Source organism: Streptomyces composti (assembly GCF_012034205.1).
Classification (GTDB): Bacteria; Actinomycetota; Actinomycetes; order Streptomycetales; family Streptomycetaceae; genus Streptomyces; species Streptomyces composti.
In genome coordinates this window covers 1-14,448 of the sequence record NZ_JAATEM010000005.1, presented here as the reverse complement: position 1 = coordinate 14,448, position 14,448 = coordinate 1, and the positions used below count along the sequence as shown (strand labels likewise).

13 protein-coding genes are annotated in these 14,448 nt (G+C 72.1%); 3 read left to right on the top strand and 10 right to left on the bottom strand.

Annotated elements, in window-relative coordinates; all coding sequences use genetic code 11:
• Positions 1-339 precede the first annotated feature (339 nt).
• Positions 340-1,092, top strand: a complete 753-nt coding sequence (locus HCJ93_RS05575; protein ID WP_309141313.1) for an AfsR/SARP family transcriptional regulator — start codon at positions 340-342, stop codon at positions 1,090-1,092.
• A 24-nt stretch (positions 1,093-1,116) separates the two neighbouring features.
• Here the strand turns inward: HCJ93_RS05575 and HCJ93_RS05570 are convergent, their stop codons facing one another.
• The 6 genes from HCJ93_RS05570 to HCJ93_RS05545 all read right to left on the bottom strand — a co-directional run bounded on the left by HCJ93_RS05570 (position 1,117) and on the right by HCJ93_RS05545 (position 7,693).
• Positions 1,117-2,529, bottom strand: coding sequence for an FAD-binding oxidoreductase (locus HCJ93_RS05570; RefSeq protein WP_240967457.1), 1,413 nt, complete (start codon positions 2,527-2,529; stop codon positions 1,117-1,119).
• 167 nt (positions 2,530-2,696) lie between these two features.
• A complete protein-coding gene (locus HCJ93_RS05565; protein ID WP_167991638.1) occupies positions 2,697-4,490 on the bottom strand; it encodes a hydroxysqualene dehydroxylase in 1,794 nt (597 codons plus the stop codon).
• A 220-nt stretch (positions 4,491-4,710) separates the two neighbouring features.
• Entirely contained in the window at positions 4,711-5,520 is an 810-nt protein-coding gene (locus HCJ93_RS05560; RefSeq protein WP_309141312.1) for a restriction endonuclease, read from the bottom strand.
• Positions 5,521-5,608: 88 nt separating this feature from the next.
• Complete coding sequence (locus HCJ93_RS05555) at positions 5,609-6,484, bottom strand: peptidoglycan-binding protein (protein ID WP_167991635.1); 876 nt, start codon at positions 6,482-6,484, stop codon at positions 5,609-5,611.
• Between the two features lie 377 nt (positions 6,485-6,861).
• Positions 6,862-7,077, bottom strand: a complete 216-nt coding sequence (locus tag HCJ93_RS29285) for a hypothetical protein (protein WP_240967456.1) — start codon at positions 7,075-7,077, stop codon at positions 6,862-6,864.
• Positions 7,078-7,192: 115 nt separating this feature from the next.
• On the bottom strand, positions 7,193-7,693 hold the full coding sequence (locus HCJ93_RS05545; RefSeq protein ID WP_167991633.1) for a hypothetical protein: 501 nt from the start codon (positions 7,691-7,693) through the stop codon (positions 7,193-7,195).
• A gap of 129 nt (positions 7,694-7,822) precedes the next feature.
• Between HCJ93_RS05545 and HCJ93_RS05540 the strand changes: the two genes are divergently transcribed.
• A complete protein-coding gene (locus tag HCJ93_RS05540; RefSeq protein WP_167991632.1) occupies positions 7,823-9,187 on the top strand; it encodes a BTAD domain-containing putative transcriptional regulator in 1,365 nt (454 codons plus the stop codon).
• 55 nt (positions 9,188-9,242) lie between these two features.
• On the opposite strand, the gene HCJ93_RS05535 is transcribed toward HCJ93_RS05540, so the two are convergent.
• The 3 genes from HCJ93_RS05535 to HCJ93_RS05525 all read right to left on the bottom strand — a co-directional run bounded on the left by HCJ93_RS05535 (position 9,243) and on the right by HCJ93_RS05525 (position 10,868).
• On the bottom strand, positions 9,243-9,650 hold the full coding sequence (locus tag HCJ93_RS05535; RefSeq protein ID WP_167991630.1) for a nuclear transport factor 2 family protein: 408 nt from the start codon (positions 9,648-9,650) through the stop codon (positions 9,243-9,245).
• A gap of 177 nt (positions 9,651-9,827) precedes the next feature.
• Positions 9,828-10,037: a heavy-metal-associated domain-containing protein gene (locus HCJ93_RS05530; protein WP_309141311.1), complete on the bottom strand. Its 210-nt coding sequence runs from the start codon at positions 10,035-10,037 to the stop codon at positions 9,828-9,830.
• Positions 10,038-10,307: 270 nt separating this feature from the next.
• Positions 10,308-10,868, bottom strand: a complete 561-nt coding sequence (locus HCJ93_RS05525) for a class I SAM-dependent methyltransferase (protein WP_206317010.1) — start codon at positions 10,866-10,868, stop codon at positions 10,308-10,310.
• A 1,075-nt stretch (positions 10,869-11,943) separates the two neighbouring features.
• Between HCJ93_RS05525 and HCJ93_RS05520 the strand changes: the two genes are divergently transcribed.
• Complete coding sequence (locus HCJ93_RS05520) at positions 11,944-12,168, top strand: hypothetical protein (RefSeq protein ID WP_167991627.1); 225 nt, start codon at positions 11,944-11,946, stop codon at positions 12,166-12,168.
• A 96-nt stretch (positions 12,169-12,264) separates the two neighbouring features.
• On the opposite strand, the gene HCJ93_RS05515 is transcribed toward HCJ93_RS05520, so the two are convergent.
• On the bottom strand, positions 12,265-14,406 hold the full coding sequence (locus tag HCJ93_RS05515; RefSeq protein ID WP_206317021.1) for a TerD family protein: 2,142 nt from the start codon (positions 14,404-14,406) through the stop codon (positions 12,265-12,267).
• Between the last annotated feature and the right edge of the window lie 42 nt (positions 14,407-14,448).

Sequence of the window (14,448 nt, the reverse complement as noted above, 5' to 3'; positions counted from 1 at the left end):
ACCGAAGTGCGGGTGGGGGCGACCGCCGCGGCCGTCTCCGTGGCCGTGACGGCGCCCCCTGTCTCCGCCACAGTCCGAACCTACGGTCCTGCCGTCAGCGCGGCGTCACCCCCTCGTCACCGGCCCTCCCGCCGTCCGGCCGAGGCAGGCAGCCCTGCCTGCGCCCGGAGGAGTTGCACAGCCCGTACGGCGGGCTGAGACTGATGACGACAGCCTCCTCGAAAGAACGCGGCACGCCTGCGGAGTCGAGGGACAGCACGAGCAGTGACGCGCCGTCGGTGAGGCCGGCAGCCCACAGCGTGCTCGCGCGAGGGTCGGTGAGCGAGGCGATCAAGGGTGGTGTCTGATCATCCCCGGTTGTGGCTGCTCGGCCAGTTCCGGCTCGAACTCCCAACCGGCACCGTCGAATTGTGCCGCAACGGTCAGCGGGTGCTGGCCTTCCTGGCGCTGCGGCGACGAGTGTGCCGTACGGTCGTCGCCGGGACGCTGTGGCCCGAGGTCACCGAGGAGCACGCCAGGGGCAGCCTGCGGACCACCCTGTGGAAGCTGCCACGCGAGGAGCCGCCCCTGATCGGAAGCCGCGGCGACACCCTGCTGATCACCCCGGGCCTGCGTGTGGACGTCCACGATCTCGCCCACACCGCACTCGGCATGGCCGAGAGCGGCGGCGGCTCGCCCTCCCACGGGGAGCCGCCGCTCGGCCTGCTCACGGGGGAGGACCTGCTGCCGGGGTGGGACGAGGACTGGGTCCTGGTGGAACGCGAACGCCTGCGGCAGCTGCGCCTGCACGCCCTCGACGCACTGGCCGAGGCCCTGACACGAGAGGGGAAGCGGGCGCTGGCGATGGAGGCCGCCTGGGCGAGCGTGCGCGCCGAGCCCCTGCGCGAGAGCGCCCACCGGGCCGTCATCGCGGCGCACCTCGCGGAGGGCAACATCGGCGAGGCCGTGCGCCACTACGACGCGTTCCGCAAGCTCCTGCAGGAGGAACTGGGCGTGGAGCCGTCCCCGCAGCTGACCCGCATGCTGCCCGTGCGCCCCCGTCTGCGCGGCACCCCGTCGGGCGGCGACGCCCGGCCGGGGCGCCCCTGGTGACCGTCCCTTCCCGGGCCTTGGCGGTCAGGGCCGGCGTGCGGCCGGCGCGAAGAGCCCTTCCGGGTCGTAGGCGGCACGGATCCGCTCCAGCCGCTCCTCGTGCGAGCCGTACACCGCGCTCCTCAGCTCGCCGGCGTCCTCCCCGAGCCCGGCGAAGTTGACATACGAACCGCTGGAGAACGGCTTGACGGCGTCCCACGCCGACCGGGCCCACCCGATCGCCTCGTCGTCCAGCGCCGGGTTCTGCCAGCCCGCGTCGATGCTCACATTGAACCGGGCCGACCGGTGCGCGAACGCGCTGTCGTCCGGGCCGACCCGCGCCACGGCACCGCCCAGGGTCCGCACCACGATCAGACAGTCCGGAGTCGGCCGCCGCGAGTACCAGTCCACCAGGACCGAGATCGCCTCGTCGTTCAGCTCGTCCATGAAGTGCGACTTCATGAAGTACCGGTCGCCGTCCGGGAACCGCCAGGTGTTGGCGCTCTGCAGCTCGACGTACGACAGCGATCCGCTCAGGTCGAGCAGCGCGGGACCGAAGTCGCGCTGCGGCGCCAGCGCCGCCTTCGCCTCCGCCCCCGCCGGGCCCCCGTAGACCGCGCTGACCATCACGCAGTTCACGTCGTGCAGCTCCGGCGGCACCTCGGGGTCGGCCGGGACGGTCCACAGCAGCAGCTCCGGCGTGACCGTGTCCGGCGCCGACTCCGTCGCGTCCCGCCAGGCCCGCAGCACCGCCTCGGCGCGGTCGAACGGATGGATCACCAGTGCGCAGTCCACCTCCGGCCCCAGCGGCTGCAGGCCGTAGTCGAAAGAGGTGACCACGCCGATGCCCCGGCCGCCGCCGCGTGCCGCCCAGAACAGCTCGGGCTCCTCGTCCCTGCTCGCCACCCGCACCGTACCGTCGGCGGTGACGACCGTGATCGACCTCATCCCGTCGCAGCTCAGCCCGAGCGTCCGCATCACGAAGCCGAAGCCGCCGCCCAGGGTCAGCCCGGCGATGCCCGTCGCCGAGATCTCCCCGCCCGGCGTGGCCAGCGCGTGCAGCTGGGTCTCACGGTCCAGCTCCCCCCAGGTCACCCCGCCCTGGGCCCGCGCGATCCGCGCGGCGGGATCCACGTGCACCCCCTTCATGCCCGACAGATCGATCACGAGACCGTCGTCGCACACCGCGCTGCCCGCCACCTGGTGCCCGCCCCCGCGGATGCTGACCACGGGACGGTACTTCTGCGCGATCCGCACCGTCTCCACCACGTCCGCCGTGCCGGAGCACCGGGCGATGACCGCGGGGCGTCGATCGATCAGCCCGTTCCACACGGCCCGCGCTCCGTCGTACGCGGGATGCGCCCGGTCGATCACTTCGCCGTTCAAGCGGGCACGGAGCTCGTCCGCCATGGCCCGCTCGTCGGCAGGTGTCAGAACGGTCCCCTTGTCGTCCGGCATGGGGCGTCACCCTCCCCGCCTGAGCCGATGGCTGCCGCACCGGTCCACCCTCCACGCTAGTCCTGGGGCACCGGGCTCGCATGTCCGTGGGGGAGGGGCCCGCCCGGACGCCGCGGAGCGGGCGGTGCTGCGGCACGGGGCGGAGACGGGCCCGTGCACACGCCTTCCTAGCCCAGGTCCAGCGCGTTCGGCAGACCCCAGCGGTAGCGGGTCCGGTCGTGACGCTTGAGCATCTCGAACTCCGGGGCCCGGTACAGTGGTGTGATCGTGCAGCGCGTCGCAGGCGAACCCACCCGGTCCAGCAGCGCGTTCACCGCGGCACGCGCGGACGCGTTGGCACCCTCCATGGTCGCCAGATCGATGTCCACGGAGACGTAGTCGCCCGCCAGGAAGAAGTTCGGGATCCTCGTCGCCGCCGTCGGCCGGTTGTGGAAGGTTCCCACCGGGTGGATCAGCAGCTCGTCCTCGTTCACCGGATGCGGAGTCCCGATGCCGTCGACGCCGGGGTCCAGGAACCACGAGTGCAGCGCACCGTCCCGCAGCACCGTCCTGCCCGTGTCGTTCAGCGCCGCCTTCAGCTGCTCCCACACCTCCTTGGCGACCTCGGCCCGGGTGCACTGCTTCGCCGTCCTGCCGTAGAGGATCCCGGGCTTGTCCCACTCCGAGATGTCCACCGAGAGACAGTCCACCACGCTGCCGTCGCCGTAGTCGGCGGGGAAGTCACGCCCGTCCCAGTGCCGGGCCTGCTGAATGGCCGTCAGGGCCCAGGGGGAGTCCACGCAGTTGAGATGCCCGTCCAGCAGCGGAGCCGACTCCGTCAGATAGAACTGGATGCCGGTCATCCAGTCCGTCTTCAGCCGGTCGCACCGCGCCAGCTGCGGATCGGCCGACCGCAGCGCCGGTCCCCAGGTACGGCGCGCGTGCTCGACCGGCATCGCACACACATAGTGGTCGGCGGTCACCGTCTGCGTCCGCCCGCCCGGGTCGGTGACCCGCACCCCGGCGACCCTTCCCCTCTCGTACACCACCTCCCGCACTGTCCACCCGACCTCGAACGCCACGTCCAGCGACGTCAGATGGGCCACCCACGGATCGATCCACGCCTCGTTCGTCGGCGCGTTCAGAATGCGGTCGAGCGGGCCGTCCGCGCCGCGCCCCATCCCGTTGAACAGGAACGCCTCGAGCAGACTCGCCACCGTGCGGGTACTGGCCTCCTCGGCCTTGGTGGCGACGATGTTGCGGGTGACCCCGATCGCCAGCAGCCGCTGATAGTCACGGCTCATCCGGGCCGCCCGGATGAAGTCCCACCAGGGCGTGGCCTCCCAGGTGTCGTTGCGCCGCTCGTCGCAACTGGTCATGAAGACCAGCACCCGGTTCACGAAGTACGCCGCCTCGTGCGGGGGGATCCCGCGCATCGTCTCCAGCACGGCGGTCAGCGCCCGGCGGACGTCGTCGAGGCCGAGGTCGGGCGGCCGGTGCCCGGGCCAGGGGAGCGGCAGCCGCAGATCCTCCCGGCCGGTGCGGGCGAAGGACATCTCGGAGGGGGCCACCAGGTTGTCCCACACCCCGTTTGGATTGCCCGGGAACGGGATGCGCCGCATGGTGTCGGGCAGGTTGTGATAGATGCCGGGGATGAAGCGGAAGCCGTGCTCCGCGGGTAACTCGCGCCGCCCGCCACGGGCGCTGCCCGGCACCCCCATGCTGCGCGCCTTGCCGCCGAGCGCCCGCCGCTCGTACACGGTGACACGGAAGCCGCGCTCGGCGAGCTCGTGCGCCGCGGTCAGCCCGGCCACCCCACCGCCCAGCACGGCGACCGACCCGGCGGCGCCCGCCGCGGGGGAGCGGCCCGCGCGAGCCCGGCCCGCGGCCCGTGCGGGACCGCCGGTGCCCAGCGCGGCCACGCCGCCGGCCGCCGCCGTCCCCGCCATGAACGTGCGCCGTGAGGTACCCGAACCGCCCATCCACGCCCCCTCTTACCACAGGTGACCGACCCGTCCGCCGCAGGAGGATACGGACAACCCCCAGGACCCGGAAGCCACGCGCGGACCCATTTCACCGATGGCCGGAAAAGGCACCTGCGGGCACCGCGATCGGCATCCGCGCCTCCGGAACCGGGCCCCACGGCACGGGAATCAGCATCCACGGCACGGACTCGGCCTCCGTGGCAGCGGCCTTCTCCCGTCACGGACCCGGACCGGCAGCCCGCACCTCACCGCACCCCGTCCCCGGAACCTCCGTCGCCCCCTCCCAGGGACACGGTCCGCTGCCCTCCGCCCAGGCCCACAGCGACTCGCGGTCCACGCACACGATCCCGCACTGCTCCGCGTACTCCAACGCCGGCGCGGTGAACTCGCTCGTGGTGACCAGCACGGCGACATCCGCCTCGTGCACCGTGAAACACGTCCCGCCGAACCGCTGCAGATCCTGCGATCCGACCCGATGGGAGTCCCCGTACCGCTTGCACTGGACCACCATCCGCCGCCCGCCGGGCAGCACGGCCACCACATCCGCCCCCAGATCCCCGGCCCCGCCCACCACCTCGACACCGGAACACCCGTCCCGTTCACACAGACCGGCCACCGCCTGCTCGAACTCATCGGGCGTCAGATCCCCGTGGTCCGCTGCCTCGTGCGGAACGTCTCCGACGAACCGACCCGCACCGGCCTCCACCACCGTCCGCCGAGCCGGGATCGCGGGGTCCTCCAGCTCGCGGGCCGCCTCCCTCGCCGCCTCGTCGAGTGCCGCGGCGGCCCGCCGGGCCGCCCTGGCCACCCGCACCTTCCGCCCCGCCCCCGTCACCCCGGCGAGCCCCACCGCCACCAGCACGAACACCCACACCGGACGCCGCTCCACCGCCTCCGCCGCCAGGCGAGCCGCGAACCCCGCCACGCTCACCACCACAGCGAGCAGCACGAAGAACAGCGCGGTCGACCGAAGATCGAACCTGCGCCGCCGCCCGTCAGGCACCTCACGGAACTCGGACGCGGTCACGGCATCCCCCTCCTGACACCACCCGGTGAAGATCACCCCCACCCTCTGCCCACGATCACGCACTTCACCCCCCGGGTGCGCCCGGCGGTCAGGCGGGCACGCGCAGCCGGTCCCAGCTGACCCGGCCGGGCACACCGTCGGCGGCGCTGCCCGTGAAGCCCAGCTTCTGCTGCCAGGCGGCGTAGGACCGCACATCGCCCGGACCCCACACGTCGGTGCCGGCACCGGACGTGTAGCGGTCACAGTCCTCGGCGACGAGCCGGTGATGCATCGCCGCGATCACCGGTGACCTGCGGCCGGTCACGAAGAGGGATGGGCCGGGGAAGGGGACGAACCGCCCCTCACCGGGTACCGGTTGCGGCACTTCTGCGTCGGGTGCGACGAACTGCGGCCAGGAACCGGGGTCGACATGGTCGTTCTCCGGGACGTGGGCGTGGGCGTACCACCCGCCCCGGGAAGTCCACACGCCGGCCGGAGACGTATCGCGGGACAGGGCGGTCGGACGGCCCATGGGCCACACATCGGGCACACCCCAGGACCTGACCCACGCATTGAGCTCGCCCCACCCCTTGCAGGGAGTGTCCACGAGCCTCGCGAACACCGTGCCGTCGACACGGCAGTGGGGGAAGAACAGCGCCTCGATCTGGATGACGACCTTGCCGGCCCGGTTCGTCCGCACCCCGCCCGGCGCGTCGGCCAGCGCCTTGCTGCGGGAGGTCGCAGGGAAGAACTGGGCGAACGACCCCGTGAACGGGTCCCACAGGATGTGCGGGGCGCTGCCGATCCCGCTGCCCGTGAAGAAGGACTTGAGGTTGGCGAAGGGGACCAGGTCGCGGGGCGCCTCGACCGTGGCGCGCCGGTCCGCCGTGATGTGGGCGATCGCCTTCGCGGGGATCCGGGAGTCGCACGGCGCGTGGTCCCCGACATCCGTCTTGACCGCCTGGGGCATCCAGGAATGCGGCATCGTCGCGCTCCTCCCGCTTCACCGGCGCGTCACCGGTCGTGGCCGGGCAGATGTGCGGCGGAGGAAGGGCGTTCGACGACGGAGACCGGAGACGGACTCGCCCTCCACGTCCAGAATGCGCCGCGTGCACGCCTTCGGCAATCGGGCGCGGCGGGCGGAGCCGCAGAGGCTCTCCCGCATCCGAGGTGCCGGCATGCCCGTGCCGCTCATCAGGGACCTCTCCGGGGGCCGCAAGCCCGACGGGGCGCGGTCGCCTTCACCGCCGCCGACCCGGCCGAGTGGGGTCTCGTCGGAGGCGGACGCGGGCGCGCCATGACGTCCCCGCCGGAGGGGCACCTCTTCGGAAAGGCTGAGCGGTGCGGGACGTTGACGGAGGGTCAGCTCCTGCTGTGCACGCCCTGCCGTGCTTTGTCGGCCCCCTCGGGCCCGTCGGGCACCTTCACGACGTAGGAGGTGCTGCCGGTCACCGGCCCGCCGTCGGCACTCAGGGGCTCCAGCCGGCGCAGCGGCCGTCCGCTGTCGGTGTCCACGAGTTCCGAGTGCGGCTCGCCCACCGCGCGCAGCAACCGCCCCGGAGCACCGGGGACCACCACCCCGGAGCCACCGGCTGCCCCGGCGCCGCCGACCCGCGGCGGCGGTGTCGCGCCCTGCGCGGACGACCGCCGCCGCGAGCCCCGGTGGGGGCACCCCACGAACCCCCGGCCCGGCTCAGTCGATCCGTTCGCACAGATCGTCGGTGGTGGCGTGCAGCATCCGCACGTCCTTGTAGCCGGTTGCACTGATGTCGATGGTGTAGATCCCGTCGACGATGTAGAGCCCGCGCCGCAGCGTGCCCTCACCGACACCCACCAGGACCGGCCCGTGCACCGCCCAGAACTGGGATCCGTCGCTGCGGTACTCCACCAGGGCGGACCCGCTGGCGTCGGCGTCGTAGTGCGCCCCGGTCTCGGTGTTGGTGACGCGCATGACCAGATCGCCCTTGTAGGCGACCAGCTTCGGGGATCCGTCGCCGTGGGTGCTCAGGACACGCTGCACCACCTCGTCGACCACCGGTTCGCCGTGGACGGGGAAGTCGCAGCGCACTCCGGCGGCGACGTCCCAGGGCGCGGAAGGGGCCGGTTCCCAGTCCGGTGCCGTGGAGGCGGCGGCCGGGGTCGCACCGGCCAGCAGGGCGGCCAGCGCCGGAAGCACAACAACGGAGCGTCGCATGAATTCCTCCTGCACGAACGCAGCCTGAACGACTGCGGGACGACTGCGAGCGGTCAGTCTCCGTCCCGCCCCTGACCACCTTCTGACCGGACACCTCCGCGGTGCGCGCTGCTAGGCTCCCGCCCCACCATGGATTTCCAGCTGCTCGGTCCGTTCACCGCCCGCCACGACGGACGGCCCGTACCCCTCGGCCTGCGCCGCCAGGAGCGGTGCCTGCTGGCAGTGCTGCTCCTCGAGCCGGGCCGCGCCGTCACCACCGAACGCCTCATCGATCTGCTGTGGGACGCCAGTCCGCCCGCCTCGGCACGGGCCACCGTCCACACCTACGTCCGCCGCCTGCGCGCCGCCGTCGAGCCCTACGGCGTCCGCGTCGCCACCCGCCACGACGGCTACGCCGTCGAGCCGGAGACCTGCTCCACCGACGCCCGGCGGTTCACCGAGCTCGCAGCCGAGGCGGCAGCCGCGGGTGATCCGGCGCAGCGGGTCGGCCTCTACGACGACGCCCTCGCCCTGTGGCAAGGGCCGCTGCTCGCCGACGCCGCCGACGACCGGCTGCGCACCCGGCTGGGCGCAGAACTCACCGAACTGCGGCTGTCCCTCACCGAGCACCGGGCCCAGGCCCGACTGGACATGGGCGCGGACGAGCGCGTCGTCGCGGACCTGACCCCGGTGGTCTCTGACCATCCCACCCGCGAAGTCCTCGTCGCCGCCCTGATGACAGCCCTGTACCGGACCGGGCGCCAGGCCGAGGCCCTGCGGCTCTACGACCGCACACGCCGCCTCCTCGCTGCGGAACTCGGCGTGGAGCCGGGACGCGCACTGCGCACCCTGCACCTGCGCATCCTGTGCGCCGACCCCCGCCTGGACCGCCCCCCGGCCCCCGTGCACGCGGTCAGAGTCGACGACCAGTGGCTGCCGTGGAGCGCGGGCGGGCACCCGGCGCTGGAGTTCTGCAACACCTACGCCGGCTGGGGCTCGACGTCACCACTGCCCGGCTCGGAGTGGCTGCGCCACTACGCCACCCTCGCCGTGTGGGCCGGACACCAGGACCTGATCGCACCCGAGCAGGTCACCCGGCTGCGCGACCGTGCGGCGGTCCGCCCCGGCGAGGCCGCCGCCGTCCTCGACGACGCCCGCCGCCTGCGCACCGGCCTCTATGCCTGCCTGACCGATCCGCAGAACGGCCAGGCCTTCCGCGCGGTGGCCACGCAGGTGCAGGACGCCGTCCGGTCGTCCGTCTTCATATGCGGCGAGGACGGCCTCGGCCGCTGGCAGCCGTCGCTGTCGTCGGGACTGCGCCTCCCCCTGCACGCCGTGGCCCTCGCCGCCGCCGATCTGCTCGCCGACCCCCGCCGGCTCACCGTCCGCGCCTGCCCCAGCCCCACGTGCGGCTGGCTGTTCCTCGACGTCGCCGGCCGGCGCAGATGGTGCAGCCTGGGAACCTGCGGCGCCGGGCGCAACGCCCCGGCCCCGACCGTCTCCGGAACCGCCTGACCCGGTCGCGCCCGGACGCTGACCGCTCGCTGACCGCCGCTCGCCCCCGCCCCGGCTACCGCGCGAAGGCCGCTGCCACGGCGAAGGTGTCCTCGAACATGTGATACCGCGTGATGAGCCCGTCGCGGACCTCGATGTCGAACGCGAAGTCGGACCGGATGACACGGCCGGTCGCCAGCACCTTCGTCCGCAGGTGCCCGAGGACGACGCAGCGGCTGCCCTCACCCACGATCGTCTCGATGGTGAACTCCTCGGGTCTGGCCTCCCGCCCGAGCTGCGTGAAGAACTCTGCCACGCCCGCCCGCCCCCTCTTCCGTCCGATCCACGGCACCACGGACGCATCCCCTGGGATGAACCAGTCCACGTCGTCGTCGAAGTGCAGGGCCAGTTCGTCCGGTGAGGCTCCCGAGCCCAGCCGCTCGAACAGCGCGGTCGCCGCCTCACGTGCAGTCACAGTCTTCATGCGCGGTACAAGTCCCTTCCTCTCCCGTCTGTTCCCGCTGAGCCGGCCCGACGTCGGCCGCACCCACCGGGCCCGGCTTCTGTCGCCCGGCCTCGTCTCCCCGGCTCTTGCGGCCGGTGAAGGGTGGTCCGGCGGCAATCGCCGGGCCCGCAACGGGCCCGGCGAACGGCGCGGTGATCAGGCCGCGCGGCCGGTGAGCCCGTAGCCGGCCTCGTCGACGACCTTGGCCAGCAGCTCGTCGTCGAGGTCGCGGGAACTGGTGACCGCCACCTGACCCGCCTTCAGGTCCACCTCGACGGCGAGCACACCGTCCACGGCACCGATCTGCTCGGTGAGCGTGGCCCTGCAGTGCCCGTAGGTCATGCCGGAGACCTCGTAGACAGTCACGGTCCCGTCGGCCGCTTCGGAGCCGTCAGCCGTGGCGACGCCGCTGGAGCAGCTGCCATCAGGGGTGCAGCAGGACATGGGTACCTCCCAGACATCCAGGAAACAGGTACCCCAGGGGGGTACCTTCGAACGAATCCTTTATACCCCCTGGGGGTATCTACGTCCACATGGTCGCCGACGGCGGAAGCACGCTCCCGGACCTCCCGGCGCGCCTCACGATCAACTGCCCGCGGCAGCCCCCGACGCAGCTGCCCGCGGCAAGACCCCGACTCAGCAGAACGGCCGGAAGGCCTTGAAGTCCGGCACCGGCCGCGCATCGGGCAGCCGATAAGCCCCCATCCGCGGCCGCCCGCTCACCGGATCCGCGGTCCCGCCGGGCAGAGCATCCGCCAGCGGAACCCACCCCAGATGGCTCTCGAAATACGCCACAGCGGCAGCGACCGACGGCCACCAGACGTCGTCGAGCACCACGACACCGCCGGGCCGGACGATCTCGCCCAGGAAGTGAAGATCGACGAACACGTTGTGGAACAGGTGGCTGCCGTCCACGAACGCCGCATCCGCGACGAACCCCGCATCGGCCAGCCGGGCGAGAAACCGCTGCGACGGCTCCCTCACCAGCTCCACGACACCGTCGAGCCCGGCGCTGCACAACAGCTCCCACCCGACACCCTCGTACGCCGAGTGCTGGAACGGGTCGATCACCACATGCCGCGGGCCCGGCGAGCCGGAGCGCAGCAGCGCCTCACCGATCGCCAGCGCCGAGCTCCCGTACCCGAGCCCGACCTCCACCACCGTGCCGACCCGCTCCTCCACCAGCAGGTCACGCACCAGATCACCGTCCCGTTCCGGCAGCGTGACCTCCGCGAAATCCGGACCGCCACCGGGACGTCGGGGAGGCCCGTCCTCCGCCAGTGCGCGGCGCACATCCGCCACCCGCTCCACCCACTCGTCTCCCGCCCCGCCCACTCCCACCAACGAGTCCACCACCCCGTCCTGACGGAGACCACGGCACACGATCACGCACGCCGCCCGGCGCACCCAACGTAACCCTCGTCCACCCCGTCCTCACCCCGACGGGAACCTCGCCCCCAGCAGGCCGCCGCGCACCCTCGCCGCCGCCCGGCCGAGCACACCGGGCGACCCCGCCACGAAAGAGCACCCGGCACCCGCCGGTGAGACGATGAAAGTCGCAGACGCCCACCGCCCCCCCGGGCCTCACCCCGCCGCCGCAACGCCCACCGGTGAGGAGATCAGCGGGCTCGTCGACATCGGCGACGGACGCAAGGTCTACGCCGCCTGCGAGGGCACGAACGCCCGCAACGGCTCTTCGACCGTCGTCCTCATCGCCGGAAAGGGCAACGGCGCCGACGACTGGAGGTCGATCCTGGACCCGGACGATCCCGCACACGACGCACCCGGCGACGACCTGCCGTTCCGGAACACAGGCATGGAGCGCAGCAGCGACTCGGTCTTCGAGCAGGTCTCCCGCTTCACCCGGGTCTGCGCCTACGACCGCCCCGACGTCCGCGTCAAGGGCCCCGACGTGTCCACCCCCCCGGCCTCAGCCCCACGACGCCGACGTGCGCGACCTCGACGCACTGCTCACCGCCCTCGGCGAGCCAGGGCCCTAAGTCCTCGTGGCGCACCTCTACGGCGGCCTGATCGCCACCCTCTACACGCGCACGCACCCGCAGAACGTCGCGGGCCTGGTGATGGTGGACGCCGTCGCGGAACGCATGGCCGGTGTCGCGAGCGCCGAAGCCGTGAAGAACTGGGACGCGTCCAACGCGCAGACCTCACCGGAGTCGAGGGAAGGGGTGCACCTCCGCGACGCCTTCCGCAAGATCAACGCCGCCGAACCGGCGCCGGCCGTTCCGGCTGTCGTTCTGGCCGCGGACAAACCGTGGCGCCTCGACCTCCTGCCCCCGAGGCCAGGCAGGGCGAACAGGTCACCTTCGAGGACCGGGTGGTCTCCCAGCACCGGCTGTACGAGTCCCTGCACGCCCGCGAACACATCACGGACACCGACAGCGGCCACGACATCTACCTCCACCAGCCCCGCCTGGTCATCGACACCATCACCGACACCATCGACGCAACGCGAACGCCCTCACCGACGGCCTCCTGACCGGGATGACATCTGACGGCAGGCTGAAGAGCACCATGCCGTGACCGCAGGCGACAGAGGAACGCCGCCTGCGGCCCTTCAGTTACGGGGGGAGGCTCACGCCGCGCCGGCCACCGCGTTCTCCCTGGACGGCCTGCGGCGTCCTGCGGTGTCCAGGTGCACCACGACCGTCGTGTAGAAGCGGTGCACGGCATCGTCCACGCTGCGGATGAAGCCGGTCGCGGCGTTGCCGCGGCCGCTGCCCATGCCCTTGAAGAGCGACAGCCGGAACCCTGTGAGCCTCGCAGCCTTGTCCTTGGGGAGCAGGTCCGCTGGTTCGGGGCGCAGCCGCTCCAGGGTGCCGCGCGGACCTTGGCTGCCGCCCTCCAGGAGAGTCTCGATGTGCAGGTCTGCCGGCGCCTCCGTCAAGCGCCGCACGAGCCGCTTGGCCCAGCTCAGCGGGTAGCCCTGCTCGGGAGCGGGGATCTCGATGCCGGTGCGCAGTTTGCCGGTGCGCAGGTCGGCCCCGACCGTTAGGACTCCAGGGGTGCCGTCAATGCGCAGCTCGGCCTGGAGGCGCCCGTCGATACAGAGCTGATCAGCGAGGCGGTTGCGACGTTCCCTCGGATCCGCTCCGCGCCTGACCCGTTGAACAGGCAGGACCTTCTGGCCGAGTTCGCCGCCCAGCCTGAGGCAGACCTGCCGGATGAGCCGCTCCCAGTTCTCGACGACCTCCAGTGCCCGGGCGTCGCCCTGGCACAGGGTTTCGTCGTCGATGCCGTTGCGCACGGGGACCCAGGAGGGCCCCATGTTCTGGAAGCCGTGGCAGCCGGAATTCTCGTGCTGGAGGTAGTGCAGGAGCTCCTGCAGCAACCAGGCATGCGCGGCATTCCCCACGCCTTCGTGCCTGATCAGCATCTGCGCCTGGTGGGCGACTTCCGCCCAGGACAGGTGCCACAGGGCGACCTTGTGCTTGCGCCGCCTGTCGATCTTCACGTCGACGAGCGGGCTGCCCTCCAGGGCGACGTCGTTGGTCAGCGTGATCACGGCTTCGTACCCGCGGCGTGCGGCGATGTCCATGTACGCCTGCACCTGCTCGGCCTTGAGCGCATTGCCGTTGGTCTTCGTCTCCACCAGGGCGGTCCACAGCTTCCCGGCTCGCTCGATGCGGATGACGCCGTCCGGGCGGCGCGGGCTGTCGCCGTGCGGCAGGGAGACCTCCGTGAACGTCTCCATACGGCCCGCCGGAGCACCGAACGCCGCCGTCAGCCGGCGACTGAACTCCGGGACCTGCGCCATCACCGACAGCAGCACGGAGGTGGCACGTGTCTCCCGGTCCCGGTCGCTCTTGAGCACGGACACCGGAAACAGCCGGGCCGTCCGCCAGGAGTCGTTCTCCGCCAGTGTCTTCTTCACCGTCGTGGGAAGGGTGACCTTCTTTTTCGCGGTTCGGGGCCGGTTGGCGGACGCGGGTTTCCTCGCTTCGTCTGCTTGGTCCTCGGGTCGGCGGGGGGCGGGGATGGTGTTCATCAGCGCTTGTCCGGCTGGTTCCCCTACGGGCTCGGGCGCTGCGGCGCCTGCCCGCTGTTCCGGCTCGGACCCCGCGCCCCTGCCCTGCGGTGCTGCAGCCGCTCTCGTCGCCGGCTCGGTTCCTGCCTCTGTCCGGGCTGTTGTGTGCGCCTTTGTCCCCGACTGTGCGGCCGCCGCAACTTCCGAGCCCGCGTCGTCCTCGATGTCGACGCCGAAGTCGGTGGCCAGCCCGGCCAGTCCGGTCGCGTAGCCTTGCCCGACGGCACGGAACTTCCACCCCTCGCCCCGCCGGTACAACTCGCCGAAGATGACCGCTGCCACCGTGTCGGCGTCGTCGACGGCGAACCGCAGCAGACTCTCCCCGGCCGCGTCGGCCAGCGTGATCCTCACGTCCTCCAGCTCGCCGAAGCCGCCACCGTCGTACCTGCTTGCGGCGACGACGATCCGCTCGACGTCTCCCGGCACGGCGGTCAGGTCGAAGCTGATCCTGTCCTCGCTGCCCTCGGCCGTCGGCGTCTTCCCCAGCAGTTGCACACTGCCGTCGGATGCAACCGGATGGTTGTAGAAGTAGAAGTCGCTGTCGCTGCGCACCTTGCCGTTCGCATCCAGCAACAGCACCGACACGTCCGCGTCGCCCTCACCGGTGGGGGTGGCCCAACCCAGGCTGACGATCACTGAACCGACGTCATCACTCAGGTCTCCCAGAGCAACGTTGGCGCCCTTGACCATTTCCTGCACAGATCCCCCACGGCACACCGGGCACACGGAAAC

Bases quoted from the DNA above. Each gene is read 5' to 3' on its own strand.
- HCJ93_RS05570 (WP_240967457.1), bottom strand. From the start codon at position 2,529: ATGCCGGACGACAAGGGGACCGTTCTGACACCTGCCGACGAGCGGGCC.
- HCJ93_RS05565 (WP_167991638.1), bottom strand. From the start codon at position 4,490: ATGGGCGGTTCGGGTACCTCACGGCGCACGTTCATGGCGGGGACGGCG.
- HCJ93_RS05555 (WP_167991635.1), bottom strand. From the start codon at position 6,484: ATGCCGCATTCCTGGATGCCCCAGGCGGTCAAGACGGATGTCGGGGAC.
- HCJ93_RS05545 (WP_167991633.1), bottom strand. From the start codon at position 7,693: ATGCGACGCTCCGTTGTTGTGCTTCCGGCGCTGGCCGCCCTGCTGGCC.
- HCJ93_RS05540 (WP_167991632.1), top strand. From the start codon at position 7,823: ATGGATTTCCAGCTGCTCGGTCCGTTCACCGCCCGCCACGACGGACGG.
- HCJ93_RS05535 (WP_167991630.1), bottom strand. From the start codon at position 9,650: ATGAAGACTGTGACTGCACGTGAGGCGGCGACCGCGCTGTTCGAGCGG.
- HCJ93_RS05515 (WP_206317021.1), bottom strand. From the start codon at position 14,406: ATGGTCAAGGGCGCCAACGTTGCTCTGGGAGACCTGAGTGATGACGTC.